The sequence below is a fragment of the Neolewinella persica DSM 23188 genome (assembly GCF_000373105.1).
GTDB lineage: Bacteria > Bacteroidota > Bacteroidia > Chitinophagales > Saprospiraceae > Neolewinella > Neolewinella persica.
Genome location: NZ_KB890456.1, coordinates 1 through 25592, shown reverse-complemented (window position 1 = coordinate 25592; position 25592 = coordinate 1). Strand labels below are relative to the sequence as shown.

Annotated in this window: 14 protein-coding genes; 8 read left to right on the top strand and 6 right to left on the bottom strand. The window is 53.4% G+C overall.

The features are described 5' to 3' along the window. Nucleotides 1–92 precede the first annotated feature (92 nt). The 4 genes from leuC (at nucleotide 93) to leuB (ending at nucleotide 3932) form a co-directional block, all read left to right on the top strand. Nucleotides 93–1496, top strand: coding sequence for a 3-isopropylmalate dehydratase large subunit (leuC, locus tag B036_RS0121705; RefSeq protein WP_020570843.1), 1404 nt, complete (start codon nucleotides 93–95; stop codon nucleotides 1494–1496). 216 nt (nucleotides 1497–1712) lie between these two features. Then, nucleotides 1713–2078 carry a four helix bundle protein gene (locus tag B036_RS30515; protein WP_020570842.1) on the top strand — a complete coding sequence of 122 codons (366 nt, stop codon included), beginning with the start codon at nucleotides 1713–1715 and terminating at the stop codon, nucleotides 2076–2078. 78 nt (nucleotides 2079–2156) lie between these two features. Then, complete coding sequence (gene leuD, locus B036_RS0121690) at nucleotides 2157–2759, top strand: 3-isopropylmalate dehydratase small subunit (protein ID WP_020570841.1); 603 nt, start codon at nucleotides 2157–2159, stop codon at nucleotides 2757–2759. Nucleotides 2760–2876: 117 nt separating this feature from the next. Further along, a complete protein-coding gene (leuB, locus tag B036_RS0121685; RefSeq protein ID WP_026232222.1) occupies nucleotides 2877–3932 on the top strand; it encodes a 3-isopropylmalate dehydrogenase in 1056 nt (351 codons plus the stop codon). A gap of 64 nt (nucleotides 3933–3996) precedes the next feature. Here leuB and B036_RS0121680 read toward each other — a convergent pair whose 3' ends face one another. The 5 genes from B036_RS0121680 to B036_RS0121660 all read right to left on the bottom strand — a co-directional run bounded on the left by B036_RS0121680 (nucleotide 3997) and on the right by B036_RS0121660 (nucleotide 17859). Next, complete coding sequence (locus tag B036_RS0121680; RefSeq protein WP_020570839.1) at nucleotides 3997–6381, bottom strand: T9SS type B sorting domain-containing protein; 2385 nt, start codon at nucleotides 6379–6381, stop codon at nucleotides 3997–3999. A gap of 142 nt (nucleotides 6382–6523) precedes the next feature. After that, nucleotides 6524–9037 (bottom strand): PIG-L family deacetylase, encoded by a 2514-nt coding sequence (locus B036_RS0121675; RefSeq protein ID WP_020570838.1) that lies wholly within the window; start codon nucleotides 9035–9037, stop codon nucleotides 6524–6526. A gap of 253 nt (nucleotides 9038–9290) precedes the next feature. Next, a complete protein-coding gene (locus B036_RS0121670; RefSeq protein ID WP_020570837.1) occupies nucleotides 9291–10043 on the bottom strand; it encodes an SH3 domain-containing protein in 753 nt (250 codons plus the stop codon). A 310-nt stretch (nucleotides 10044–10353) separates the two neighbouring features. Further along, nucleotides 10354–16404 carry an alpha-2-macroglobulin family protein gene (locus B036_RS0121665; RefSeq protein ID WP_020570836.1) on the bottom strand — a complete coding sequence of 2017 codons (6051 nt, stop codon included), beginning with the start codon at nucleotides 16402–16404 and terminating at the stop codon, nucleotides 10354–10356. Nucleotides 16405–17142: 738 nt separating this feature from the next. Continuing rightward, a complete protein-coding gene (locus tag B036_RS0121660; RefSeq protein ID WP_020570835.1) occupies nucleotides 17143–17859 on the bottom strand; it encodes a DUF6090 family protein in 717 nt (238 codons plus the stop codon). Nucleotides 17860–18068: 209 nt separating this feature from the next. On the opposite strand from B036_RS0121660, the gene B036_RS0121655 reads away from it, so the two are divergent. Then, on the top strand, nucleotides 18069–20432 hold the full coding sequence (locus B036_RS0121655; RefSeq protein WP_020570834.1) for an amino acid permease: 2364 nt from the start codon (nucleotides 18069–18071) through the stop codon (nucleotides 20430–20432). Nucleotides 20433–20790: 358 nt separating this feature from the next. Here the strand turns inward: B036_RS0121655 and B036_RS30510 are convergent, their stop codons facing one another. Further along, nucleotides 20791–21165: a hypothetical protein gene (locus B036_RS30510; protein ID WP_026232221.1), complete on the bottom strand. Its 375-nt coding sequence runs from the start codon at nucleotides 21163–21165 to the stop codon at nucleotides 20791–20793. Nucleotides 21166–21224: 59 nt separating this feature from the next. Here B036_RS30510 and B036_RS0121645 point away from each other — a divergent pair, with 59 nt between their 5' ends. From B036_RS0121645 to B036_RS0121635, 3 genes are all read left to right on the top strand, one after another. Then, nucleotides 21225–21701, top strand: a complete 477-nt coding sequence (locus tag B036_RS0121645; protein ID WP_020570832.1) for a cytidine deaminase — start codon at nucleotides 21225–21227, stop codon at nucleotides 21699–21701. Between the two features lie 88 nt (nucleotides 21702–21789). After that, on the top strand, nucleotides 21790–23103 hold the full coding sequence (locus tag B036_RS0121640; RefSeq protein ID WP_020570831.1) for an OmpA family protein: 1314 nt from the start codon (nucleotides 21790–21792) through the stop codon (nucleotides 23101–23103). Between the two features lie 46 nt (nucleotides 23104–23149). Further along, a complete protein-coding gene (locus B036_RS0121635; protein ID WP_020570830.1) occupies nucleotides 23150–25300 on the top strand; it encodes an outer membrane beta-barrel protein in 2151 nt (716 codons plus the stop codon). Nucleotides 25301–25592 lie beyond the last annotated feature (292 nt).

Here is a 25592-nt window from a genome sequence, read left to right as displayed (position 1 = left end):
GCGTCCGCGCCGTAAAACCCGCTAATTCGTGCTGCATTCGGCGCTGGTCGATTTTCTATCTTTGTCTTAACAAGATTTAAGCCCAACAAACCATGGCCAAAACACTCTTTGACAAAGTATGGGACGCGCACGTCGTCACAGAAATACCAGGTGGGAACCAGGTGCTTTACATTGATCGTCACCTGATTCACGAAGTAACCAGCCCGCAGGCTTTTAATGGCCTGCGCAGGCGCGGTCTGCCGCTACTCCGCAAGGACCGCATCGTGGCAACGGCCGACCACAACGTGCCCACCATCGATCAGCACTTGCCAATCCGGGAACCCCTCGGCGCTAAGCAGGTGCAAATGCTTACGGACAATTGCAAGGAATTTGACGTAGACCTTTACGGCCTGGGGCATCCTTACCAGGGGATTGTCCACGTGATCGGACCAGAACTGGGGATTACCCGGCCGGGCGTGACGATGGTGTGTGGCGACAGCCACACCAGTACCCACGGCGCCTTCGGAGCAGTAGCCTTTGGCATCGGTACCAGCCAGGTAGAACAGGTGATGGCCACCCAGTGCCTGCTGCTGACCAAGCCTAAGAAAATGCGGATTAACGTAGAGGGTGACTTAGCCCGGGGAGTCACTGCTAAGGACCTCATTCTTTACGTGATCAGCCAGTTGGGCACCGGTGGTGGTACTGGCTATTTCGTCGAATACGCCGGCTCGGCCGTACGCGCCCTCAGCATGGAAGGCCGGATGACGGTTTGTAATATGAGCATCGAAATGGGTGCCCGTGGCGGCCTCATTGCCCCGGATCAAACGACCTTCGACTACCTCGCCGGTCGCGAATTCAGCCCCAGGGGACAGGATTGGGAAGCAGCAGTAGCCTATTGGAAAACCCTGACTACTGATGCGGATGCTCACTTTGACGTGGAGCACACCTATCGGGCGGAAGACATTACCCCGATGGTTACTTACGGTACGAACCCCGGTATGGGGATGGGCGTGAAAGAATCTATTCCCGTCAGCAGCGACATCCACGGCGACGCCAGTATCCAGAAGGCCATGAAGTACATGGACCTGGAAGCGGGTAAGCCGCTGGAGCAGATGCCGATCGATTATGTGTTCATCGGCTCCTGTACCAATTCCCGCATCGAAGACCTGCGGGCTGTGGTCGGACTGATTGGCGACCGTAAAGTTGCGGATTCCGTTACGGCCATCGTCGTGCCCGGTTCGCAGCAGGTCTCGAAACAGGCCATCGCCGAAGGCCTGGACAAGAAACTCATCGCTGCCGGTTTTCAGTTCCGCGAAGCTGGCTGCTCCGCCTGCCTGGGCATGAACGAAGACAAGGTGCCAGCCGGAAAATACTGTGTCTCGACTTCCAACCGGAACTTCGAAGGAAGACAAGGACCTGGAGCACGGACGATTTTGGCTTCGCCTTTGACTGCGGCGGCGGCGGCTATTACTGGCAGGGTTACTGATGTTCGGGAGCTGTTAATTGAACATGTTTGATCTAATTTTCAACATTGCCCGCAGGACACGCTGCCGCACGCGGAAAATTTAAAATGTTCAATTCAACATTTAGCATTTAACATTTGCCCGTCTGACAGCCCGCATTACAGGCTACCGCAAGTGGAAATTTAAAATGTTTGATTTAACATTCAACATTTAAAATTGCCCGCACAACCGCCCGTTACACATCCCGCACAACCGTAAAACATTTACGCAATGAATGCTAATGAACTTGAGGAAAGGTTACTTGAATTCGGTGTTCGTTGTACGTATTTATGCCGTGAACTTCATAAGATTGGTTTCTTTGATTCTAAGCATGTGGCCGGACAATTATTGCGGGCGAGTACGCATGCAGGCTTTCATTATTCTGAAGCTCGTGCTGCTGAATCAACAAGAGATTTTATCCATAAAATAAAAGTAATGTTGAAAGAGCTTCGCGAATCAAAAGCTGAATTGAACTATGTTCTGAAAATGCAGTACTTCGATGACAATCGAGTTGTTCCCTTACTTGAAGAGTCGTCCCAACTCGTCGCTATATTCACGGCAACGGTTAAAAAACTTGATGATAAAAATAAAAAGTAAACATTTCTCCCTTGTGCGGTAGCGTGTCCTGCGGGAAATGTTAAATTCCAAATGTTGAATCAAAAATTCTAAATCAAAGTGACCCCCTTCAAAAAACTAACCTCCTCCGCCGTCCCGCTCCCCATCGAGGACGTAGACACCGACCAGATCATCCCCGCCCGCTTCCTGAAAGCGGTAACGCGCGACGGATTCGGCGAGAACCTGTTCCGCGACTGGCGCTTTGACAAAGACAACCAGCCGAAGGAAGACTTCGTGCTGAACAATCCGACGTATACGGGGCAAATTCTGGTAGCCGGTGCCAACTTTGGTTGCGGTTCCAGCCGGGAGCACGCTGCCTGGGCCATTGGCGATTTCGGTTTTCGTGTGGTCGTCTCCAGTTATTTTGCCGATATCTTTAGTGGAAACGCCCTGAATAATGGCATCCTGCCATTGGTCGTTTCTCCTACGCTGCTCGATGAGGTTTTCAGAACTATCGAAGCTGACCCGGCGGCAAAATTCACGGTGGACCTCGAGGCACAGACCTTTAAAAATGAAACAACCGGTACGGTGTCTACTTTTAATATCGACAGCTATAAAAAAACCTGTCTTATTAATGGTTACGATGATATCGACTACCTGTTGAGCCAGAGTGACCTGATCGAGAAATTCGAACGGGAGCGTAAGGATTTTTCGTTGACCTAATCCAAAATATTGGCTGATTGGGGTGGGGGAACAGACCTGAACCGAGCCGGTAGACGAACTTTTTGACTGACCGTGTCAGGTCAAAAAGGATTCGGCGGACGGCCGCAAAAAACAAACATGAGTACATTTAATATTGCCATCCTGGACGGAGACGGCATCGGTCCGGAAGTAATTAAGCAGGGCATCAAAGTTCTGGATAAGGTAGGAGCGCGCTTCGGCCATACTTTCAACTATACTTATGCGCCCGTGGGCGCTATTGCGATCGACCAAACGGGGAATCCCTTGCCGGACGAGACGCTTGACCTTTGCAAAGCCTCCGACGCGATCTTCTTTGGCGCCATCGGCCATCCGCGTTTTGACAACGACCCGACGGCCAAAGTCCGGCCAGAGCAAGGCCTGCTGCGTTTGCGTAAAGAACTGGGGCTATTCGCCAACCTTCGGCCCGTTGCCGGCTACAAAGAGCTGACGCACCTCAGTCCGCTTCGTCCCGAACGGATGGAAGGGGTGGATATGCTCATCGTCCGGGAACTGACCGGCGGCATTTATTTTGGTGATAAGGGGCGACTAAACGACGGAGACACGGCCTATGATACTTGCACTTATCACCGCTTCGAGATCGAACGGATCGTGAAAATGGGTTTTGAGGCCGCCGGGAACCGGCGGGGTAAACTAACCCTGGTCGATAAGGCCAACGTGATGGAAAGCTCGCGCCTCTGGCGCGAAGTCACCCGCGAAATGGCTGGTGATTATCCGGATGTCGAACTCAATTTTATGTTCGTGGACAATGCCGCGATGCAACTCATCCTCAACCCTGCTCAGTTCGACGTGATCGTGACGAGCAATATGTTCGGGGACATCTTGTCGGACGCTTCAAGTGTTCTGGCGGGTTCGCTGGGGCTGTTGCCCTCCAGCAGTGTCGGTGCCAAAGTGGGCATGTTCGAGCCCATCCATGGCTCCTGGCCGGAAGGTGCCGGACAAGACCGGGCGAACCCGGTCGCCACCATTCTATCTGCCGCCATGATGCTGGATCACCTTGGTCTGGTTAAGGAAGGTGATGCGATTCGTTCTGCAGTGAATACCGTTCTGGAATCCGGTTCTGGTACCGAGGATTTGCATCCGGGTAATAAGGTGGGGACCGATGGAATGGGAGATTTGATTGTGGGGAAGATTTAAGCGGCTAATCTAAGCTCCTTATTACAGACATCAGGACAAGGTCCTGAAAATGTAGAACGTCCCCTTACCGCAAGACCGTAACCGATCCGGAATAGTTTCTGATTTCGCCATCAACGAAGCGGACAGTCGCCTGGTAAATGAAAACGCCTTGGGGTACTTCCCCATCTGGTGACCAATCGGTGCTTCCTCTCGATCCGGTGAAGAGTAAGCTCCCCCAACGATCAAAAATTTCCACGCTGATCACCGCTTCTACCGACGGACCAGGGTACACCCGGAATACATCGTTGACCCCATCTCCGTTCGGGCTGATGGCGCTGGGGATGTATATCTGACGAGTAGGGATGACGCGAATAGCAATTGAATCGGACCTAACGCAACCGTCACTATCCGTAACGACAACCCGAAGGGTTTCGCTCTCCGTTGGCCTGATAAGCGGATCAAGGCAATTCTGGCAGGATACCCATGCCTCCGGGGTCCACTGGATGCTGGCGGAGCTTAAGTCCCGGTTGCTGATGGTCCTTACGTTGGCTGATGACCCTAGTTGAAACGAGGTAGAAGTGCTGGAGATCTCAAAGCTGAAGGGGTTCGGCTCGTTAACGGTGACTGTTTCGGTAATGATTTCGCAGCCGGTAGCGTCAACGATGCGGATACGATAACTGCCAGGTGGACGACGTAGTGGTCGGGAAGCTTCTCCAGCTTCGTTGTTATAGAACAGTGCATAGGGTGGGGAACCTCCGGTCACCACCAGGTTCAGTGGGGCTTGCCCATCGGAAGCATTGCAATTCAGGTCCTCAGCCGTTAGTTGAGCAACGAGGGGTGGTGGAGCCACTAGCTCGAAGACATACGGGTAGTTGCAGCCGAACTCATCACTAACGGTCAGAAAGTAGGTGCCGGAAGACAGCCCTTCTATTTGATTCGCATTTCCGAGGTTTTCACCGGAAGCGCCTTGCCAGTTAAGGTCATAGTTTGCCTCTGCAGGGGTAACGGTAACCATGATCCTTCCATCTGTATTTGCTCCACACCGCAAACTATCAATAGTGAAGCCGATCTCAAACGGCTCAGGAAGCCGGGCAGAAACCGGGGCACTGGTTTTACAGGTACCCTCTCTGACGATACGAACCTGATAAAGGCTCCCGTCTATCGCTGATGCAAGAACGAGGTGGTTTGGGCGATTTGATCCAACCAGTGCAACGCCGTTTCGATACCATTGATAGCTGCTTCCGTTTGACGGTGGGACCGAAAGCAAAAGGTCTGCCGCGCAATCCTCCGGATTGGAATTATTAGCTATGGAAGTGACGGTTACGTTAGCATCAATTTCTCCCGGTAATACGACTGGAGGAAGGATACGCTTCAACTGTACGTTGTCCAGTACCCAGTAGGCCTCATAATCTCCGGCAAGGTTAGTGAGTTCCCGGCGTCTCAATTGATTTCTGGCACCGGCAAAGGCCATGGCACGAATGGGGGTTGTCGGGGCGGTGAATTCAATCACAAATGTTTCAAATTCCAGCACATCGTTGATTTCTACCACGACGGAATCCAGGACCGTCCAGTTGTCCCAGCTGCTGCCAAAAACGACTTCGCCGGTAATAGTACTGTAACGATAAGGGAAAGAATCAATCACTGGGCTGGTGTACCAGCCAAGGTATTGGGAAACATCTCCTGATATCCTTTCGGCTAAATCGAAAATATCACCACCTACAAAATCCGTTTCAAAAATGAGGCGGTACCGCTCGCCGGGAATCGTTGGTTCCACCAGGGGAACTACGGCAGATTCAACGGTGACAAAGTCCAGGCTGTCGTAGGCCGCAAAACCTCCGGCAAGAGAGAAGTTACTGCCGTCTATTACGTAAGGAATAAAACGGGATTGGAAGCTGGTCGCATAGCACCGTAGCACGTGCTCGAGGGTGGTGCTCGAATTTCCTGGTATCCATCCCGATACGCAGGGAAATGCCTGGCCGGCGGAGTAGCATCCCTGACATTCGGGAAGGTCTCGTCGGGCTTCAAAGCCAGGATTAGGGATGAGGTTACGGCCCACTACTTCCGGAGGTGGCCCGCAATCGCAACCATTCGAATCGTTCAGGTCAATCAATCCGTTACCGTCATCATCAATACCGTTACTACAGTCTTCTACGGGGCAACCACCGTCAATTTCAACGAGGTACTCCGTATAATTACAAAAGTTATTATTCGAAGCCGCTACACCGATCAGATAGCCATCGGTGGCCTCTGTGAGGAGAATGGTTCGCCCGGTTGCGCCGACTATGGCTGTCCCGTTCACATACCATTGTAGGTCTGCGTCTCCTACTGGAAAGGCCTCCATCTCAATACTGTCACAATTAACATGTATCACTTGCAGCGAAGCGTAAATCTGCTGATCATCACAGTCCTCCGGCTGCGCGAAGCAGGTAACACCAAAAAACAGGAAGACACAGAGAAATAGGATTCGCATTGCCTTCTTAAGACGAGGATTACGGACGCTTTGTTGGCTTTTATCTGAGATTTATGAAAGCACAGCGTTAACGCCTTATTTGGTTACGCCAGCCCTCAAGCGCTTAGTGTGAAACTTAGTGCCTTAGTGGTTACTCCCTGCCCTAAGGCCGAACCTCATTACCTAACCCCACCAAATTAGCAAACAACCGGTAAGCCCCCGGTACGCCTGCCGGCAATTCCCGGAAGAAACTGTAGCCGGTATACACGTAATGTCCTTTACCGTATTCAGCTACCAGCAAACCGCCGTCATGCGGTTCTTCACCGGGGTCATTGGAACTGATGATCGGGGTGTACTTTTCGTCCCAATTGTTCGGGAAGTAAAGGCCGCGTTCCTGTACCCAACCGTCAAAGTCTTCGGAAGTAATCTTGTTCGGATAGTTCAGCACCGGGTGGTCTGGCGCCAGAATGCGTACTTCTGCTTCCTCCACCGTCGTCCGGTCACTGCTCAGCTGCATTGGGTAAGGACCGATCTCCGTCATTGGCAGCTTTAGTCCACGGCTGGTGTTGTACTGTACCACCATCGTACCACCATTCTTGACGTATTCCATCAAACGTGGCTGCATGTTAGGCATATCATCCTCGGTATTGTAGGCACGGATACCCACAACAATGGCATCGAAACCATTCAGGTTCCCGGTGGCAATCGTTGCCTTGTCAAGGGTGGTAACGTTGAAGCCGATATTAGTCAGTGCTTCAGGGATGGCGTCACCAGCACCATTAACGTAACCAATATTACGTCCGGCAATTTCCAAGTCCAGTTTTGCAACTGGTGCACTTGCGTCAAGGTCCACCAACTGTACGGGGATATGGTCATGAGCAATTTTGACCAATTTTCGGGTATAGCCCTCTTCAGGGTTCTCTTCCAGGCGGACCATTGGGACGATCATACCCTGAGCCGCCCCCGCGGGCGGTGTCATCATGAATTCGAAATATTGCTCCTCACCTTTTCGGGTAAGGGTAAATGGTTTGTTGGCTGGTGTCACTTTCCAATCGCTGGGCGTGCAAAGTTCTACCGTGCCACTGATGCCAGCTTTTGCACTGGTCACCTTGATACGGACGGGCGTCGGCTCAGAGCTGGTGAACAGGTAACTGGTCTTGTCCAGCTCGCCAAAAACGGGCGGCAGAACCTCCAGCGGTTGCACCTGCTCCCCCATCACGCGGTCGGTAAAAGCATGGCGTACCGGCCGGCGGAAGGTGAATGCTTCTCCGGCAATGTCGAGGTTGAAATTGACCACCAGCGGATCTTCGCTTTCTCCCTGGCCACGAATTTCCTGGTCTTCTACGGTGTACATCCCCAGTTTCCAGGGCTTTTGCAGCCAGTACGGGCTGCTGCTTTCCAGCATCGGCAGAATGGGAAAAGTCAGCTCTTCCATAAATGGCTTATTACCGGCCAGGACAGAATCCACTACTGCCCTGGTCATGCTGGTACCTTCTATGAAGTAATCAATAAACTTTACTGGCTGGTTGCTGCGATTGGTGGCCTCAATCTCAATTTCGATATCCTGACCGGCAGTAGCAATCGGATCGTCCGTTTTGGCGAAGAGGTATAGGCCAAGCGATTGAGCAATAATCTCATCCAGTTCGGCCAGTTTCTTGTTTTTCCAGAAACCATCCGGCAACGCCCGGATCATGCCACGTACGCGAAGCAGGTCTTGTACGGAGGCCGAAGGATCGTCGAAGTTGAAGTTTTGCTCTACAACCTTCAACGCCTGACCGATTTTAGCACCACCCGCCACCCGGTTCCAGCTTATGTCGATGTTGGCGAAGACTTCGCCTTCTTTGTCTTTATCGTCTCCCTTCAAGAGTTCCAGTTGCTCCAGCTGTTCGCCCCGGCTGCCTGTACTACCGAAACCCTGGCTGCGGTGTTGACTGCGGCTGCGTGCCGCAATTTCGGCTACGCCTTCTCCCAGTTTTGGCAGATAAGTGCCTACGTCTACGTTGATGACTTTATCCTCCCGCATGTGTTCGGGCACACCACGCCAGGTGTAGGCATTCCAGTAAATGCGGCGGGGTTGCCACGGCTTTACGTACTTGAGTTGCTCGGGGAAGGCATTGGGGTCTCCGGCCAGATCAAACGCTTCCTGACCAATAACGGCACTGGCCGTATGGTGGCCGTGGGTGGTTCCCGGTGCCCGCGGGTCAAAACGTAGGACGATCACGTCGGGGCGCCACTTGCGGATGACCCAGACGGCGTCGGCCAGTACGTCCTGCTTGTCCCAAATATTGAAGGTTTCGTCGGGGTGCTTAGAATAACCGAAATCATTGGCCCGGCTGAAGAACTGGGTGCCACCGTCGGTGCGGCGGGCGGCCAGCAATTCCTGTGTACGGGTGAGGCCAAGCAGCTCGCGGATATCGGGTGCAATCAGGTTCTGTCCGCCATCGCCGCGCGTCAGACTGAGGTAGGCTGTTTCCACCTTGTCAACGTTTGAGAGGTAAGCGATCAGCCGCGTGTTCTCATCGTCCGGGTGGGCGGCCATGTACAGGGCAGAGCCAAGTACCTGGAGCTTTTGGATGCCAGCGTGCATTTCGCCGGATGTTGGCTTTTGGGGAATCTGTGCGTTGAGCGTAAAGGTCGTAGCCAGCAGCGTGGCGAGGAGGGTAACTAGTCTGTTCACTGTAAGGGGCGTGGTTAACGAAGATAATGGAATGGAGACACGCGAGGGTGGGCTTGGGTTTAGGTTTGGCCTTACTACGGTTGTAGTTTTGTGAAATTTGTTTTTTTGGCGGGGCCGCAGGTGCAAAGTAAGGGTGGAAAGGAGCAAGGGAGAAGAAACGATCTTGTTGCCCGGCCTTTAGGCCGTGAAAGTTTAAAGCCTTCAGGCTGCCTAAAGGGCTGTAGTCGCGGCTTTAGCCGCTGACTATGGAATGTCAACACCACCCTGCGGAATAAATTACCAGTAACCCATTGATGACTTGAATTTTAGTTTCACCCATACTTCCACGAAAATGCAAATTGCCATCAGGTAATACGGATAAGAGTTCCGGGAGGAAATCCCCTATTTCTAGAATCTCCTCTTTGTTCTTTACGCCTGCACTAACCCCGAAAAATCTGTTGGCAATAAGGAAACCTTCTGAAATAGATGCTGCTGGAATCTTCAATGTCAGGCTTCCTCCCCCTTCAAATTCTTCCTCAATTACTTTGATGCCATTAGCATACTGATAGATCCGTTTCCCCTGTCCATATTCATTGGGTAATCGTTTATGCTTAATGGTGTCTAAATCTCTACCAATCGTATTTAGCCAACCATAAATCCCTTCATGAGGGAGACCATCGCTTTCTGGGGAATAGCTACTTAAATATCCGCTGTAGACATAGCCTACTTTGTTAGAATACTGGACTTCAACGAAGTAATCTTTCATAATGTAAGGATCAGAAGTTTCCTTTTTATCCCATTCATAACTCACTGAAGTCAGAGCCAATATTTTGGCTTGTTCTCCAATAACCCCCGTTAAGGTTACCTCAGCGCCAAAAGGAATTACAAGAAGCTTAGTGCCATTTTTATTCCCCTCTGCCCTTAGCGTCAACCCCGACTCCGCCCAAACATACTTAGACGGTAATTTTTGCTCCGCCTGTCCGGAGAGTGCGAGTGAAAACAGGAAGCAAATGAGTAGGAAGCGCATAGTTGTATGTTTTGGATACTCCAAAAATGGTCGCTTCGGAGTTCTCCAAAATGATAAACTAGTATTCGCAGGCAACCAAGGAGAGTTCGGTATGAGTTCCGGTCGGACGGCTCGCCCGAAGGCGCAGCCTTCAAGCGGGGGCCGTCGGGCCGGCTGATGAGCCCCAGGCCCGGAGGGCCGTCTCTTGTAGCGTGGGGGTTCACCCCCACCGTTTTCGTTGCGACCAAGTCACACCTAACTCCGGCAGCGTGGCATCACGCTTCCAGAGGAAGCTTTTCCGGGCTAGCTTCCGGAGGAAGCGGCGGCCAGTCTACTCCACCACAATCCGGGCCCCACCAGTATTAGCCCCAAACTCCGGTGCGTACATACACTGTACCCGACCAAGCCCATTGCTGAAGCTGCCGGCATAAGTGGTAAACAGGTCGTACTCCAGGGTGTAGGTGCCTTTTGGCAGGTGGTCGATGAAGAAGTTGGTGGCCAGGTCGCCGGGGGCGAAGTAGTAGCCCAGGCCACTGCTGTATTGGTAGCCAGAGGTCTGCGTGATCGGCTCAAAGGTCGCCGCGCGGCGGTCTTTGAGGTGGACGTAATCCAGCGAGCGGTCGCTGCGCAGAATCAGGCGGACCGTCACCCGATCGCCGGGGTTGAGCGGCTTGTCGGCGGTGATGGGCTCCAGGCGGATACCATCGTCGGTGGGGATGCGGCGGAAGAGCTCCCGCTCCAGCGTCAGTGGGCCGTCGTTGGCGGCCTCGACTTTCTGGGCCAGCTCGGTGTACTGCCAGTACACGCCACCCCACACGAGGCGGTTGTCTTTGTTCTTCATCTTCACCGTGGCCAGGCCACTGTCGATCTGGTCGCCGGCAACGCTGATGGAGAAGGCGCCGGTAGCAGCTTCCGGGGTTTCCTGTGCGGCGCGGGCGCGGGATGCAAGGTCCGATTTAAGGCCTGACTTTGGCCAGTTTACCTCCAATGGCCTGCCCGGGGCGTCGGTCCAGTTGGTACCCGTATTCAGCAGCGCAAACACTGCCGCTGCGGTAGACTTGGTCGTCTCCCAACGGTTGGTGCGCTTGTTGGTCAGCAGCCATAGGCGCATCTCATCCAGTTCTTCGGTCGTTCCGCCCGCTACCTGGAAGGCTTCCAGGATGCGACAGTGTGTTTCAATGGGAAGTTGTTGCCAGGTGTACCCCTGGCCGTACTTCCAGTACATCCCGAATTCATCTTTACGCAGGGCTTTCTCCCGTAGCGATTCAATGATCTTCTTCGTCACCTCGCTCTGCGGGCGTGCCGCCTGCTGTGGTGTGGCCTGGCTGATGGCGAGCAGGGCCTGCTCGTATAAGCCGTAACTCAACCAACTGGCGGAAGCCCGTTCGGTGTAGAAGTCCAGGGCCGCCTGGGCTTCTTTGTTGGGGTCGATAACCCAGGTTGACTGAGACCGGGCGTAAATGAAGTGAACTACTGAGCTTGATGGACGGTAATCTTTTTCCCAGTCCTTCTTGTCGCGCATATCGTGCTTCAGTTTGGCATAGTCTTCAGCCATTTGTTGATCGAGCCACGCAATGGCCCTCGTGGAAATGTCCAGCAGAATGTCTTCCTGGTCTGGTGTCACGGCAGCCAGCTGTTGCAGGCGAGCCATCGTTTCCACCACGTACTGCGTCATGTAGCGATTTTCCCGGCCGCCAGGGAACCAGCTGAAGTAGCCATTTTGGTCTTGGCGGTTGGCCAGTTTGGCCAGGGCTTCGTTTTGCTCATTGGCCAATCGTTTCAGGTCGAACAGCTCACCGATGCGGGCCCGTTGGGCGGCTTCGCTCTGCGCTTCGCGCAGCCAAGGCGTTTCCGTCAGCAAAGCATTCTTCAGCGTCGGGTTTTGCTCCAGCTCGCTTTTCAGCGCATTGGGGTCCTGTTCCCATTGGCGGAAGACCTGTTCGAGGATGGGCTTGCGGCTCACGGTAACGTAGGCCAGTTGGTTGGCGAAGTAACGGTTGGCCAATTGCTCGGTACAATCGTAGGGATACTCCATCAGATAAGGCAGCGACTTCAGGGCCAGCCAGGCTGGGTTCGTCGTGGCTTCAAAGGTGTACCCAACGTGGCGAAGCGTCTTGCTGTCGGTACTGGCCAGCAGCGGTAACTCGACCGTCTTTTTGTCTTTTCGCTTGAGGTAGAAGGGCTGACTGACGGTGATCAGCGTACGGTCAGTTAGTACCGGGATGACGTTCTCTTCTCCGTCGGAGAAACTCCCCGACCGGGCAATCATCCGGTAGCCAATCGGCCCCTGGCTGGAAAGCCCTTCGGGAATGGTCAATGGGAAGCTGAAGGCCTCACCACTACTGGCAGGGATTCCCTGCTCCCTCCTCCAGCCCTTTGCACCTGCGGCCCCGCCTCCGGAAAGGGAAGAAAGTACAGCGTCAGAAAAAGCTTCGCCCGTTGCGGGATTGAATAACTCCAGACTTACCTGCACGTCCATCTCCTGCTCCGTCATGTTGTTGACGCGGGCGGTGAGGCCCATTGCGTCGCCCTCGCGGACAAAACGCGGTACGTTGGGAAGAATCATCAACTCCTTCTGCGTCACGATCGTCTGCTCTGATATCGCCGTAGCCAGTTCTTTGTCGTGGGCAAATAGCCGGAATTTCCAACTGGTCAGGGCCTCTGGGCTGTCGAAGCTGATCACCAGGTTCCCTTCCGCATCGCTCGTAAGTTCCGGCATCCAGAAGGCGGTCTCCTGGAGGTTTTTGCGGATTTGCACGGGGGCTTCTTCGGCCTTCGTTTCTTCCGGTGCAGGCGCTCCTGGCGGCGGCGGTGGTGGCGGTGGTGGCGCACCTCCCGCCATGGCACTATTAGCGACAACCATTTCTTCCAGCTCCGGGGGGCTGTCGTTCATCGATGCCGGGGCCGGGGCGGATCGCTTCATCGTCCGTGATGCCCTTGGCTGGATGCCTTCGTCATAACCATAAGCTATCGGGCGGCCATAATTTCCGAAAGGAGACAGGTCCAATCTGGGAGCACTCGGCACCGTAGGCAGGTTCGGCCAGCGGAACTGAGATTGCCCCTGGCCGGTATTCGCGCCATCCACCAGCAGCGAACCGAAGTTGCCGCCACCGTAGAAATTCGGGAATGGGGAGAATTGCCAATTACCCTCGTTGCTGATCTGGTCGAGGCTCTTGTCGTACATCGTGGCGAGGGCGGCAGCGGCGACGGGCGTACCGTCGGCGTTGCGTACCGTCAGTGTCCACCGTTCCGGCGTGCCTGGACGGAGTTTGTCACGGAAGACGGCGTAGTCGATCTTCAATTTTTTGTTGTCCCAGCCAAGGTTGAAGCGCTGGCCAAATCCCTGGTCTTCGTTGAAGCGCAGGAAGCCGACGTTGAGGCTGATGCCCCCCCGATCACTTTCCTTTGGTGTGTAGGTAAATACGGCCTTCCGGTTGGCGGAGGTTTCTACCAGCTTGTTACCTCTGCGGCTTGACCATCGGCCGTGCACATTGGGAAGGTCAACGGCTGAAATCAGGGTCAGGCTGATCTCCTGCCCAACCTTCGGTGCCCGCTCGTCGACCTGCAAATGGTAAGCCATTCCGGGGGGCAAATCAGCTTTTTCCACGTTGAGTACGGCGAAGGTGGCCGGCTCGCCAGCGGTACCGTCAGGGTAAGCCCATTCTACCCGGTAGTGGCCCACCGGCCAGCTGCTGGCAGCAAGGTTGAGCTTTGCCTCTCCGTCTTTAACGTTCAGGTTTCCGGAATAGATGGCAGTGCCATTGGTGGGCCATTCCTGTAGCTCGGGCGTCTCTTCGCCAGCCATGTACGGGAATCGTTTGGCATAGTCGTCCGGTTCCAGGACCGGCCGGTCAGGGAAGCCCCACTTCCGGTTTTTGATGGCGGCCCCAGGCTTGGTTACCGGGATGATCTTTAGGCTGATGGTCAGGGTTTCATCTGAGCCAGCAGCCAGAATGGTCAGGCTGTCAGATACATCGACGACGTCTTCGACCGGCTTCAGGGCAATCACCGGCTTATCGCTACGCAGCGGGACTTTGGTTGAGGCATCGTGCGTCTCACCAGTATCATCGGCCACGTCAGCTTCGATGACGAAGCGGAAACGCTTGCGGCCTTTCTGTTGTCTTTTTTCCGGGGTGAACTTTACGGTAAAATCTCCCTGGCCGTCGGTTTCGGTTTCACCACTGGCCACCAGTTCTTTGTCGTTGCCACCGTTGCGTCCCCACCACCAGTAGCTGACTTCTTCGAGGAATACGCGATAGTTCACCTTCGCGCCATCAAGGCCCGGCCCGGCGTAAAGTTTTGCGGAACCTTTTACTTCAGTCTCTTCGCCAGCCACCGCGTAATCTGGCCCTTCAAGCATCACTTCGAAACGTGGGCGCTTGTATTCTTCCATCCGAAACCGAAGGCTTCCGCCCTCCGTCTGGATCTGGAAATAGCCCGTCAGCCCGCCCGTGGGCAGTTTGAACTCGGCGTTGAAACGGCTGTATTCATCGCTGCTGATCTCTACGGTACCAACTTCCTGATAGTTTGGGTCCATCAGTTTCAGTGTCCGTTTTTCGTTGGTCAGCATTTTGGGCATCTCATCCTGGTCTTTTTCCCAGGTAAGTCCGTATACTTTTACCGTCTGCCCCGGGCGATAGATGCTCCGGTCAGTAAACAGGGGAGTGAGCGGGTACTTCCGCTGCCGGTCATTCTTGTAGGAACGGTGGTATCCGGGATCCGTGACGAATACATCGTCGTTGGCCCGGTCGGTCAGGACCATCCGGAGTTGGCTTCGGTCGATGTTGGGGTTAGCCACGCGGCCATCCTTGCCGGTGGTAACGGTTTTGAAGGTAGTGTACCTGTCGCGGTTATTACCACGCTGTAATTCGACGGTTACCCCGGCCCTGGGTGCACCCGTAGTCCGGTCCACGACTTCAAAGAAATGCTGATCATTATCGAAGTACCGCATGACGGCCAGGTCGCTGACCTGGAAGTCTGCAATAGCCACCATGCCTTTTTGCTGGTCAAAGTCTTTGTTGTCACTGGTTACCAGGTAATACCGGCCGGCGGGCATTTGCTTAAGCCAGGTTTCTGTTTGGTGATTCTCGTAATCATCGTTCTCGGACAGGCGGAAGTCGGCCCGTTCCAACGGTCGTTTGGAGAGTAGTTCTTTGAGGGCTTCTTCTTTCAGGTTCCAACGGGAAAAATCATCGGAAGGACCGAGTTTAGGGGCTTCGTATAACCGGTGATAGACGCGCGCCAGATTTCGATAACTGACGCTGAGGAGAAGGTTGTCAGTTTTGCCGTAAACGGTTTGTACCTGTGTTTGGAGCGTTTTCGCCATGATCTGCCGACGAAGTAATTCCGCCCGATTCGCCACAAAAGGGGATTTGTCCTTGATTTTTTCCAACATTGCCAAGGCCGTTGCTTTGGGCTTTTCTCCCAGGTTTTCGACACTGCCGTTGGCATAGATCTCGGCTTCAAGTACGAGGAGGTAATCACCGCCTGGTGTAGCGGAAAAGTTTTCGTGCATCCGGCTGAAGGCAGCCGCATAGGCGGTATCCGGGATGCCGAACTGACGAATGTATTGCAGGCGCATCACGTTTACGTCCAAAAGCGCCGGAGAAGGCGGGCCGAGGTGGAAATTGGTGAGCGACTGAAGGATCTTAAGCTTGCGGTAGGTACCCGTTGAAGAGTCCATGTCCAACGGAAGTTGGACGAAGGAGGCCGCACTGCCGAGGTATTGTTCGGGGTTAGGCACTTCCGGATCGCTGACACTCAGCAGGGGGCTGCCGAGCATGGTGAAAGCTTCTCGGGCCAGCAGGTCGTAAAGGGTTGGTTGTTCGACAAAACGCTCCTTGTCTCCCGTAACGATGGCGGGAATGGTGGAAAGTTCGGTACGGCTGGCTTCTGCCAGTTCGAGTGCTTTGAAGAGGTGCTGGTCGGCGGCGTCGGCCAGTTGCTGTAAGTTCCAGTCGGCTAAGGGACGTTCATTCGCGGGAAGGGAATCATTAGTAGTGGCCGTGGCGTTACGGAGCCGCCACGAGTTTTGCTGTGCATAACGGTAGTAGGTGCTGCCGAGCATGAAGTGCAAAATTGGCGTGACGACTTCTCTGTCCTTATTGCCGGCTAATTCCTGCTGTAACAGTTTTATTGCGGCGTCAGCGCCGTCTTCTTCGATCTGTCCGGTAAATGCAGCGCGCCAGGCGAGGGCTTTTACCATTTGGTCTTCGTCGTTTGCCCGGGCAGCTTTGGCAAAAAGTTCTTCGGCTGCCGTGAGGGCCGACCTGGGTTTACCGTCCTTCTGGGCAGCTTCCATTTTGTCGTATTCCGCTTTGTAATCCTGACTCATTAATCCGGTGGTGAGGGCCAGCAGCAGGGCCAGCAGTAAGTGTCGCATAAATAGATGGTTGTCGTCCGTAAGTTAACGGTCTTTGGGATGAAAAGTGTTGTCCGTTCAGTCAATAGATGCGAGAAGAAGTTTTAGTACACAATTTGGTATGTTAATAAAGGCTTAAGAGTAGATGGCGGGGCCGCAGGTGCGAGGGTTAGAAGGAGGAGCATTGGAGGCTGAGATCAGCGGTCCTCTGGCCAATTTTATACCTCCGATGAACTTAAAAAGGGGGCTTTCACTCGTCCGCCGAGTGATTATGGCATACTCACGACCTCTCGGTCGACGAGCCAAGCCTTTCAGGCCGCCTCGGCGGACCAGCTGTCTTTGCGCTGAACTCAACATTGACACATTAGTTCAGGGCAAGGCAGCACGTTTTAACTGCCTGCCGACGGTTAACACAGGGTGCCATTTCTGCCATAATTGACCTGACACACCACTAGTAGAGTATAAGATAAATTTTAAAGGGTTTAGCGGGTCCGAGTTTCGCGTAGCGAATCAGAATAGGTACCCTGGACGAAGTCTGGGGTAACGGACTAAGAATTCACCTAACGACGCTGGGCGTCGTCCTGCCTTAACGACCTTTTCGTTACCTGGGACGGCGTCGCTCCTTCTTGTCCCAGGCAACGTGCGGTTGCTACGCGACAAGTAAAAAGCAGCGAGAACTTATGTTACACTGTGCTAGTATAAAAGGAGAAAATTGACTTGGCGCGCCTAATCTACCCAAAGTGTCAGGTAAGAATTCATTCACTCCAACTCCCGTTCTACCATGTCCACCAGGGCTTCTACCTGTGTCATCACCTCAGCGTATTTCGAGACCGTTGAAGTCAGACTGGCCCTTAGATAAATGGCCTGGTTCATTAGTTGCTGTTCGTCGGCTGAAATGATGAGGTTTCTATCCGGGGCCGATGGTTGCAACGCTTCTCTGAAATTAAGGTGTTGGATGGCAAAAGGAAGCAAGAAGTTGTCCCGGAATTTAGAAACGTCGTCATTGTTGTCTTGGATGAAATCGTAGCCGTTGCCGTAAACTCCGATTAACTCACTAACGATGGAGTTGTTGGTGATCAATTTTAGATGCCCCGTACTTTCCAGCATTCGGAAGGTGGCATTGGTATGACTGAAGCGGACCGCCAGCAGCAAATTTCGAAAACTTTCAATGATCAGTTGGGCCTTTTCTTCTCCGGAAGGTAGGGCCAGACCTCTCATCAGATTATTGGTTGATTCCAGCTGAGTGCTGCGCAGTTGGTAATCCTGGCTAAGCTGTTCGAGGTCAATTTTTAAATCGCCTTTTAATTGGGTGAGGTAAGTCCGCTCCAGCTTGGCATCCTTTCGGCTTTCAAACCCATTACTTATCCAAAAGGAAAGCAGGATACCTACTATGATGATCAGGATTTCCTGCAGAACTGTCGAAAACCAGGAGCGCTGTTTTTCGGTACGTTTATTAAGGATACGCTTAGCGAGCATAAGTTGTAGTACTTTTTCTGTTTCGAAGTTACGGCTTTTGGTAAAGGGGCAAGTCGCCTTGCTCTTAAAATATTCCTCTGCACCTGCGGCCCCGCCCTAATAGTCAGGGAGTCAAATAGTCAGGGAGTCTGCGCGACTATCTGGCTCCCTGACTTCCTCACTCCTATTTCTCTCGTACCTTCGCCTTCCCATTTTTAGCCAATAGCTACATGAGCAAACAAAAGTTCGGCACTGCCCCGGTTTTCTTTACGGCCATCAGTACCATCCTCGGTGCTATTATGTTCCTCCGTTTTGGTTTTGCAGTAGGCATGGTCGGCTTTGCGGGGACAATGGCCATTATCCTGATCGGACACGCCGTGACGATTCCCACTGCGATGGCCATTGCTGAAATCGCTACGAATCAGAAAGTAGAGGGTGGGGGAGAGTACTACATCATATCCCGCAGCTTCGTTCTGGTGATCGGCTCCACCATTGGCATTGCCCTGTACATGTCGCAGGCCATCTCGGTAGCCTTCTATATAATGGCTTTTACGGAGGCCTTCAAACCCCTGGTTGCATGGATTATAGAAAGTTACCCACTGTTGCCCTGGGCGGAGTATTTGTTGTCCCGCCCACAAACCATTGGTATACCTGCACTTTTACTGCTCACCTTGTTGATCCTGACCAAAGGCGCTGATCTGGGGGTTAAAGTGTTATACACCGTAGTGGCGACCCTGGCCCTGGCCCTGATTGCTTTTTTTCTGGGGTCTACGGAGTATGCTGCAAACAATTCGGTCGATTTTTTCAACAGTTACAGTGCCGATCTCGAAGCAACGTCTTCTGTTCTAGAGGGCTTGGCGGAAGGCGAACTCCCGCCCGATACGGTGGTCCTTAACGGCAACGAAGTCATCGCCCAAGCAGCTCCGCCACAGGCACCTACACCAGATATTCCGACGATCAGTTTCTTCACCGTTTTCGCCATCATTTTCCCGGCCTTTACCGGTATGACGGCGGGGGTTGGCCTGAGTGGCGACCTCAAAGACCCAGGCCGGAGCATCCCAATGGGGACCCTTGCCGCTACCATTGGCGGTATGATTATCTACTTCTTCATGGCCTGGAAACTGGCAGCTTCCGCTCCGCCAGAAGCCCTGGCGGATACCAGCCGCCTGGTCATGGCCGACATCGCCTGGCAGGGTTGGTGGATCATTCCTATCGGCCTGGCGGCAGCCACCATCAGTTCCGCGCTTGGTTCCATTCTGGTGGCTCCCCGGACATTACAAGCCATCGCCGCTGATAAAATATTCCCGGCGCCGGCCATCAACAGCTGGATCGCCAAAGGCAAAGGGCCCAACGCTGAACCCTATAACGCGAGCTTGATCACGGTTCTGCTGGCGGCGTTCTTCATTATGCTGGGCGCACTTGACAGCGTCGCCGAGATCATCTCCATGTTCTTTATGGTGACTTATGGTTCGCTCTGCCTCATCAGTTTCCTGAACCACTTTGCTGCCGACCCCAGTTACCGGCCGAGGTTTCGCTCAAAATGGTTCGTTTCTCTGTTCGGAGCTCTCGCCTGTTTTGGGCTCATGTTCTTCATGAATTCCACTTACGCGGCGATGGCCATTGCCCTGATTGGGATACTTTACCTCTATATCGCCTACGCAAACCCGGATAAGCGAAGCATGGCCCTAATCTTTCAAGGGGTGATCTTTCAGTTCAGTCGCCGCCTGCAGATATTCCTGCAGAAGGCGGATAAGGAGGAGAAAAAAAGCTGGCGGCCAAGTGTGATCGCGGCCAGCAACGCCACCTTTACCCGACTTGGGGCCTTCGATTTACTCCGCTGGCTAAGCCAAAAGTATGGTTTTGGCACCTACATTCATTACCTCGATGGTTACCTTAGTAATGAGACCAGTGGAGAAGCCGCAGAGATCAAAAAACGGATCATCCGCATGGCGGAATCGACCGATAGCAGGATCTATGTAGATACCATCGTTTCGCCCTCCTACACCTCCGCCATCGCTCAGGTCGTTCAGTTCCCGGGCATCGCCGGCACGGAGAACAACCTGCTTTTATTGGAGTATTCCAAGAACAAAGAAGAAGGATTGGCAGACATCGTCGATAATTTCAAACTTATCAAATCCGTCGATTTTAATATCGGGATCCTTGGCCTGTCCGAGCGGGGCTTCGGGCTGAAAAAGACCATCCACGTATGGATCACCCGGGCACACTACGAAAGTGCCAACCTGATGATCCTGCTGGCTTATGTGATGACGGGGCACCCCGACTGGCAAGGCGCAGAGATTAAGCTGTTTGCTGTTTTTGAAGAGTCGAAACTGGCAGAAGAAGAGCAGGCACTCTACGACCTGATAGAAACCGGTCAATTGCCCATCAGTCGCAATAACATTGACGTACTTTGCCGTATGGACGATTCGGACTCTAAGGCCGTCATATCCCGCAAGTCCGGTGAAGCAGACCTGATCATTCTCGGTTTCCGGGACGAGGCGCTCAAGCGCGTCGGGCCGGAGTATTTTGGTGGGTATGATGAGGTGGGGAACGTCCTGTTTGTGAATGCTAGCGGGGAGGTGAAGATTCGATAGTTCTATGGTCAAAGAGTCACGTAGTTATGCCCGCGCTGTTAGGCTCTCTAACGGTTAGATGTCCTGTTTTCGGCTCATTGCTTAACCAGCGGTGGTAATCTTTTGAATACTGTCTATCGCCTTAGCAGTAGATACTACGCTGACGAGCGCTACTTTCTTTGGCCCTTCACAAATGTCAAAGTATCCACCAGGGGTCAACTAATCGGTCGGTCCTTCTGGAGAGAGGAAATGAGCTAGGCCACACCAACTTCCCGGATTATCCTTATCTACCCAGTTGAGCTTTAAGCTCCAAGCATTCTTTAACCAATCCTGATAAGATTGATGAGGGAATTTACCTACAGCTATAAAATGATTACCGTCAGGAAGTTCCTGACGCCCTCCTTGGCTTGGATGTAACCAATCTGCTTTTACCAGGACACTTTCCATAACTAATTAACGTTTTCAAAGCCAATAATGATTGCGTTCGTGAGTTGGTTAAATTCAGCGTAGCGTAGCGTGCCGGGCCAATATTATCAAGCCACTCAATTCGAAATAAGTTGTTTGCGATCTCATCTGAAAGCTCGATTCCTACGATAACAAAATCCGGTTCGAAAACCATCAGGTTGCCCCAGGCAAAAGCATCTACCTGAGATTCTGCAAACCATTTTCCACCCATCGAGTTCGGACCCATGGTGGACTGACCTCTTTTAAGTAAGCTATATTCACCAAAACTGATCGCTCTGAATAATCTCATTTTTACTTTTAGCTAATCTCATATACGCATTTTAGCTTAGCTCCTACAAAGTCCTTTTAATGCCTACCCACAATATATCCTACGCCTCCTTCCCTGGTCCCGAGGACCTTTCTCCTCAAGACCGTGACCTCTTGGCGACGGCAAAAAAAGCGCTCCCACACAGCTACTCCCCCTACTCCAATTTCCAGGTAGCCGCCGCCGCCCGCCTTGCAGACGGTACCGTGGTAACTGGCTGGAATACGGAGAATGCCGCCTACCCAATGTGTATCTGTGCGGAGCCGGCCACGCTGGCAGCTGCCGCCAGCCAACGACCGGGAATGGCCGTAGTAGCAATGGCGATTACCGTCAAATCTGCCGGTCAGGTATTGGACCAGCCCGCCAGCCCTTGCGGTAGTTGCCGGCAGCAACTGCACGAGCACGAGGCTCGTTTCGATCAGCCAATGAGGCTGATCCTGCGTGGAGAGGAAGGCCCGGTTTTTGTATTTGACCGGGCAGGGGACTTGCTGCCCTTCGGCTTTTCGGGGAAGTTGTTGTAGACCTTCGGGATGAACATTCTTGGTGGTTTCCCCGTCTGAATAGTAGCGGGCATCGATTTGTCCGTCTGATGGTCCAGACGATTTTACCATGAAGAATTTTTTCTCCCTTTGTTGCCTTTGCTTGGCTTTGTTTATACCAGCCACCAGTTTGTACGCGCAGGCCGCCTCCGTCGACCAGCAAGCAATCGAACTCACACCAGAAGAGCTCAAAGCGATGATTCGCAAAATGGCGGAACTTCGTCGCCAGCGCGTAATGCGATGGCAGTTACAGCAAAAAATGATGCGGCAGCGGGCAGTAAGCCAGGAACCGACCGCCCAACCTAATGCCACCGAAGAGCGTATTGTGATTCGTAAAGATGGCAACGGATCGGCGGATACAATCGTCAGGGTTGTGGAGGTGATGCGCCCGGAATATAAAATGACCGCGACGGTGGACAACGGCAAGGAGCTTGCCAGTATTAACCGTCGACTGGATCGACAGGAGGCGTTGTTAATGGATTTGCGGGGCCGTTCCCTCGTGGCGGCGGCTCCTTCCGTACCCGCCCGGACAGACACCATCATCCAACAAATTATGCTCAATCAGCGGGACGTCCAGGGGACAAACCTCAGTAAAGAAGACCTGCTCGCACTCACCGCCGAAGTCAGCCGCATGAACACCGAGCTAAACGGCCTCCGCCGTCGCCTGGCCGAGGAGGAAGACCGCCGTCGCCGCGCCGAACTCGAAACTGAGCGCATCCGTAGCCGCAATGATGACTCCGACAGTTGGGAAAGTGAACGGCTCCGCTACGAGCGTGACCTGAACCGCATTCTCCGGGAGGAAGAACGGATGCGCGCCACGAACCCGGTAGCTCCGGTGGTCATCGAGCAGGAAGGCCCCGTTCGAATTGTCCGGGATACCGTCTACGTTGACCGGGTGAGTACCACCCCGGTATTTATCCCCACCACGCCTAAAACCGATACGGTAACGATCATCAAAGAAACGGTCCGGGAAATTCCTTCGGAACCAGTGGTACGTACCGAAACGGTGATTCGTGACCGGGAGGTGGTGAAAACCGATACCCTGCAGTTGAAAGCCACCGAGCCTATCAGCTTTCCTGCCATCTTTTTTGACAACAACTCCAGCCAGCTCAATGCTGTACACCGCAACCTGATTGCCAGTGCAGTCGAACAGTTAAAGGGCAAGACTAATTACACCATTCGCCTGACGGGTTTTGCAAGCCCCAGCGGGAACGCGACTTACAACCAGCAGCTTTCTGTTAAAAGAGCGGATGCCGTGCGTAAGGGCTTCGAAAACCAGGGTATGGACAGCGACCGCATCGTCATCGTACCCGGCGGCATTGACTTTCAGCCAACCAACGCCGCCGCCGCGCGGCGGGTGGAAGTTCAGGCGCTACCGCGTTAGCGTGAATCCCCAAAAACTTACTTAAAACCTTCTGAAAAAAGCTGTTATGAAACATAACTTACGCAATTACCTCGGCGCATTCTTTGTGCTCATTACAATTTTTACCCCACTAGCCGCCCAGGTCAGTGGTATTTCTTACACTTTTGCACCGAACGCTAACTACACTTTTTGGGACGGCCAGGCTGGACTGAAAGACGGTTTTCTGGTCGGTGGCCGACTCGGTATCGGCTTCGGTGAAATGGTAGAGTTTCGCGGTTCGTACATGTTCGACCTGGGGCTCAAGCGGGATTTTTCTGGAGTAATCGAGGGAAGAGAGGACATCCAGTCGGAACTGACCGATCGTGAAGTCAACCTCAGTCGTTACGGTGGTGAAATCAAACTCAACCTCGGCCGCAGCCGTCTGCTGCCCTTCCTTACGCTGGGTGCAGGTATCCAGTCGATTGAACTCGACGGTGGATTTAAGAACGAGCACATTTATGCTTCCGGAGGTCTGGGAGTTACCGTCAGCATCGCTGACCGGTTCACTTTCAAGCTGGAGGGCAAGAACACGGCGTATAATTTTAACCCCGTCCGAAACCTGCTGACGGATCAGGAGCGAACGGTTAATTTCCTCAGCGAAGCCGACTTTTTCAACGAGCGGATGTCCAACTGGTCCATCGGCACTGGCCTCACCGTTTACCTGGGCGGTCGCCGCCCGGGCACCCTTAGCGAGGTCGACCAGGCCTACGCACAGATTTTTAATGACGGATTCCGAAGCCTGAGTCTGATCGTGGAACCAACGCTGTCGTACATCAGCTTCGACGATGCACTGCCTTACCGGGATACCTACCTCGGTGGTGCCAGCCTGGGGTTGGACTTTGGCCCGTACGTGGGGGTGCGCGCCTTCTATATGCGTAATATGGACGACAATAAGATCAACCTCAACTTCGACCGAATGAGCATCTACGGCGCGGACTTCCGCTTCCGGCTGACCACCGCGACGACGGGTATCTCTCCCTTTATCACCCTTGGTGGCGGCTACATTAACCTTGACGATGATTACATCGGACGGGACGATGCGAACACAGTATTAGTCAGCCAGGCATTTGCCAGTGGTGGCTTAGGGGCAAGCCTGAACCTGAGCCGGAGCTTCCAGATCGTTGGTTCTTACAAGGCCTTGCTGACCACTGGTAACAACGTGGAAGATCTGGAAAGTGCCGACCAGATTCGCACCAGTAACCAGTGGACGGCCGGCATTAACCTGGTCTTCGGTAAAAAGGCCCAACGGCCGGACGCGATGTTCACCAGTACCGCCGAGGCCCAAATACAACGCGCCCAGGCCGAAGCCATTCTGGAAAAGCAGACCGCCCTCGCCGATCAGGCCAAACGCAACGCCGATGCTACCCGCCAACTGAAAAACGACTACGAGGCCAGCATCAATAGCCTCAACGAAGCGCTGGCGACGGCCCGTACACAAAGGGACTCTGTGGCCATCGACAGCCTGGTAGCCGCCATTGAAAAGAATGAAAAGGTGGTAATCGAACTGGAGGGTAGGGCGCAAAATTTGCAAAAAGAGGTGGTTGAGGCGGAGAAAGCTTCCGTCGCATTGGAGACAGAGATGGTGGAAGCCAGTCAGCTTATTACTTCAAGTTCCCCCGCACCTGCGGCCGCGCCCCAAAACGCTGGCTACTTCCAGGGGCAGAATGTTGACGGTACCTCAGCTCAGCCGGTGAGCCGCCTTAGCTTTACGCCCGCCGAATTTGAGGGACTTATCGAAGAAATATTCGAGGGGCTTAATTACGGCATGCCGGCCACGGGGATGCCGGTAGCGGGTAATTTCGAGACGGATTATGGAATGATGGCAGCACAGGACACCGCCCGCATCTTCGCCCTGGAGCAACAGGTACGCGACCTCAGCGCCGCTCTTAAAGAACTTAACCAGGAGCAAAATGACGCCATTGAAGAACTTCGCGCTGGCCAGGATGATGACCGTAAAGCCCGTATGGCCGACAAGGAGGCGCTGCGTACGGAGATAAATAAGAGCACGCAAAGTATCTTGGAGGAAATTCGCGCCATGCGCACTGCGCTTGACAATAAGTCAAACATGACCGACAAGGAGCGCGAGCAGATCAAAAAAGACGCCGACAAGGCTGCGCGTTTGGAGGAGAAGCGGCTTAAAGAAGCAGCGAAGCAAAAGAAAAAGGACGGTGGCCAGTAAGGCACTGCAGGATTTTCCCTGAAAAACATGAGTCATCCCGAATTTTGAGCCCACATTAAAGTGAGGCAAATCGAGATGGCCATTCTAAGTCTGTAGAGCGGTATCGAGACATCTCGGTACCGCTTTCCAGTTCTATGACAGTAATTTCTTAAAAAAAGAGGAACCCAGCCTTTCCAGTTGCGCAATATCTGGAGCATGAAGTCATAGACCAAGGTGACGATACTCATCAGCTTCATGCGGTTGTCCCAAAACCATAGCCTTGGCGATTCCAAACCCAGCTCTGACTTGAGAA

Coding starts and splice junctions, on each gene's coding strand:
- leuC (WP_020570843.1), top strand. CDS start 93: ATGGCCAAAACACTCTTTGACAAAGTATGGGACGCGCACGTCGTCACA.
- B036_RS30515 (WP_020570842.1), top strand. CDS start 1,713: ATGAATGCTAATGAACTTGAGGAAAGGTTACTTGAATTCGGTGTTCGT.
- leuB (WP_026232222.1), top strand. CDS start 2,877: ATGAGTACATTTAATATTGCCATCCTGGACGGAGACGGCATCGGTCCG.
- B036_RS0121680 (WP_020570839.1), bottom strand. CDS start 6,381: ATGCGAATCCTATTTCTCTGTGTCTTCCTGTTTTTTGGTGTTACCTGC.
- B036_RS0121670 (WP_020570837.1), bottom strand. CDS start 10,043: ATGCGCTTCCTACTCATTTGCTTCCTGTTTTCACTCGCACTCTCCGGA.
- B036_RS0121665 (WP_020570836.1), bottom strand. CDS start 16,404: ATGCGACACTTACTGCTGGCCCTGCTGCTGGCCCTCACCACCGGATTA.
- B036_RS0121660 (WP_020570835.1), bottom strand. CDS start 17,859: ATGCTCGCTAAGCGTATCCTTAATAAACGTACCGAAAAACAGCGCTCC.
- B036_RS0121655 (WP_020570834.1), top strand. CDS start 18,069: ATGAGCAAACAAAAGTTCGGCACTGCCCCGGTTTTCTTTACGGCCATC.
- B036_RS30510 (WP_026232221.1), bottom strand. CDS start 21,165: ATGAGATTATTCAGAGCGATCAGTTTTGGTGAATATAGCTTACTTAAA.
- B036_RS0121645 (WP_020570832.1), top strand. CDS start 21,225: ATGCCTACCCACAATATATCCTACGCCTCCTTCCCTGGTCCCGAGGAC.
- B036_RS0121640 (WP_020570831.1), top strand. CDS start 21,790: ATGAAGAATTTTTTCTCCCTTTGTTGCCTTTGCTTGGCTTTGTTTATA.
- B036_RS0121635 (WP_020570830.1), top strand. CDS start 23,150: ATGAAACATAACTTACGCAATTACCTCGGCGCATTCTTTGTGCTCATT.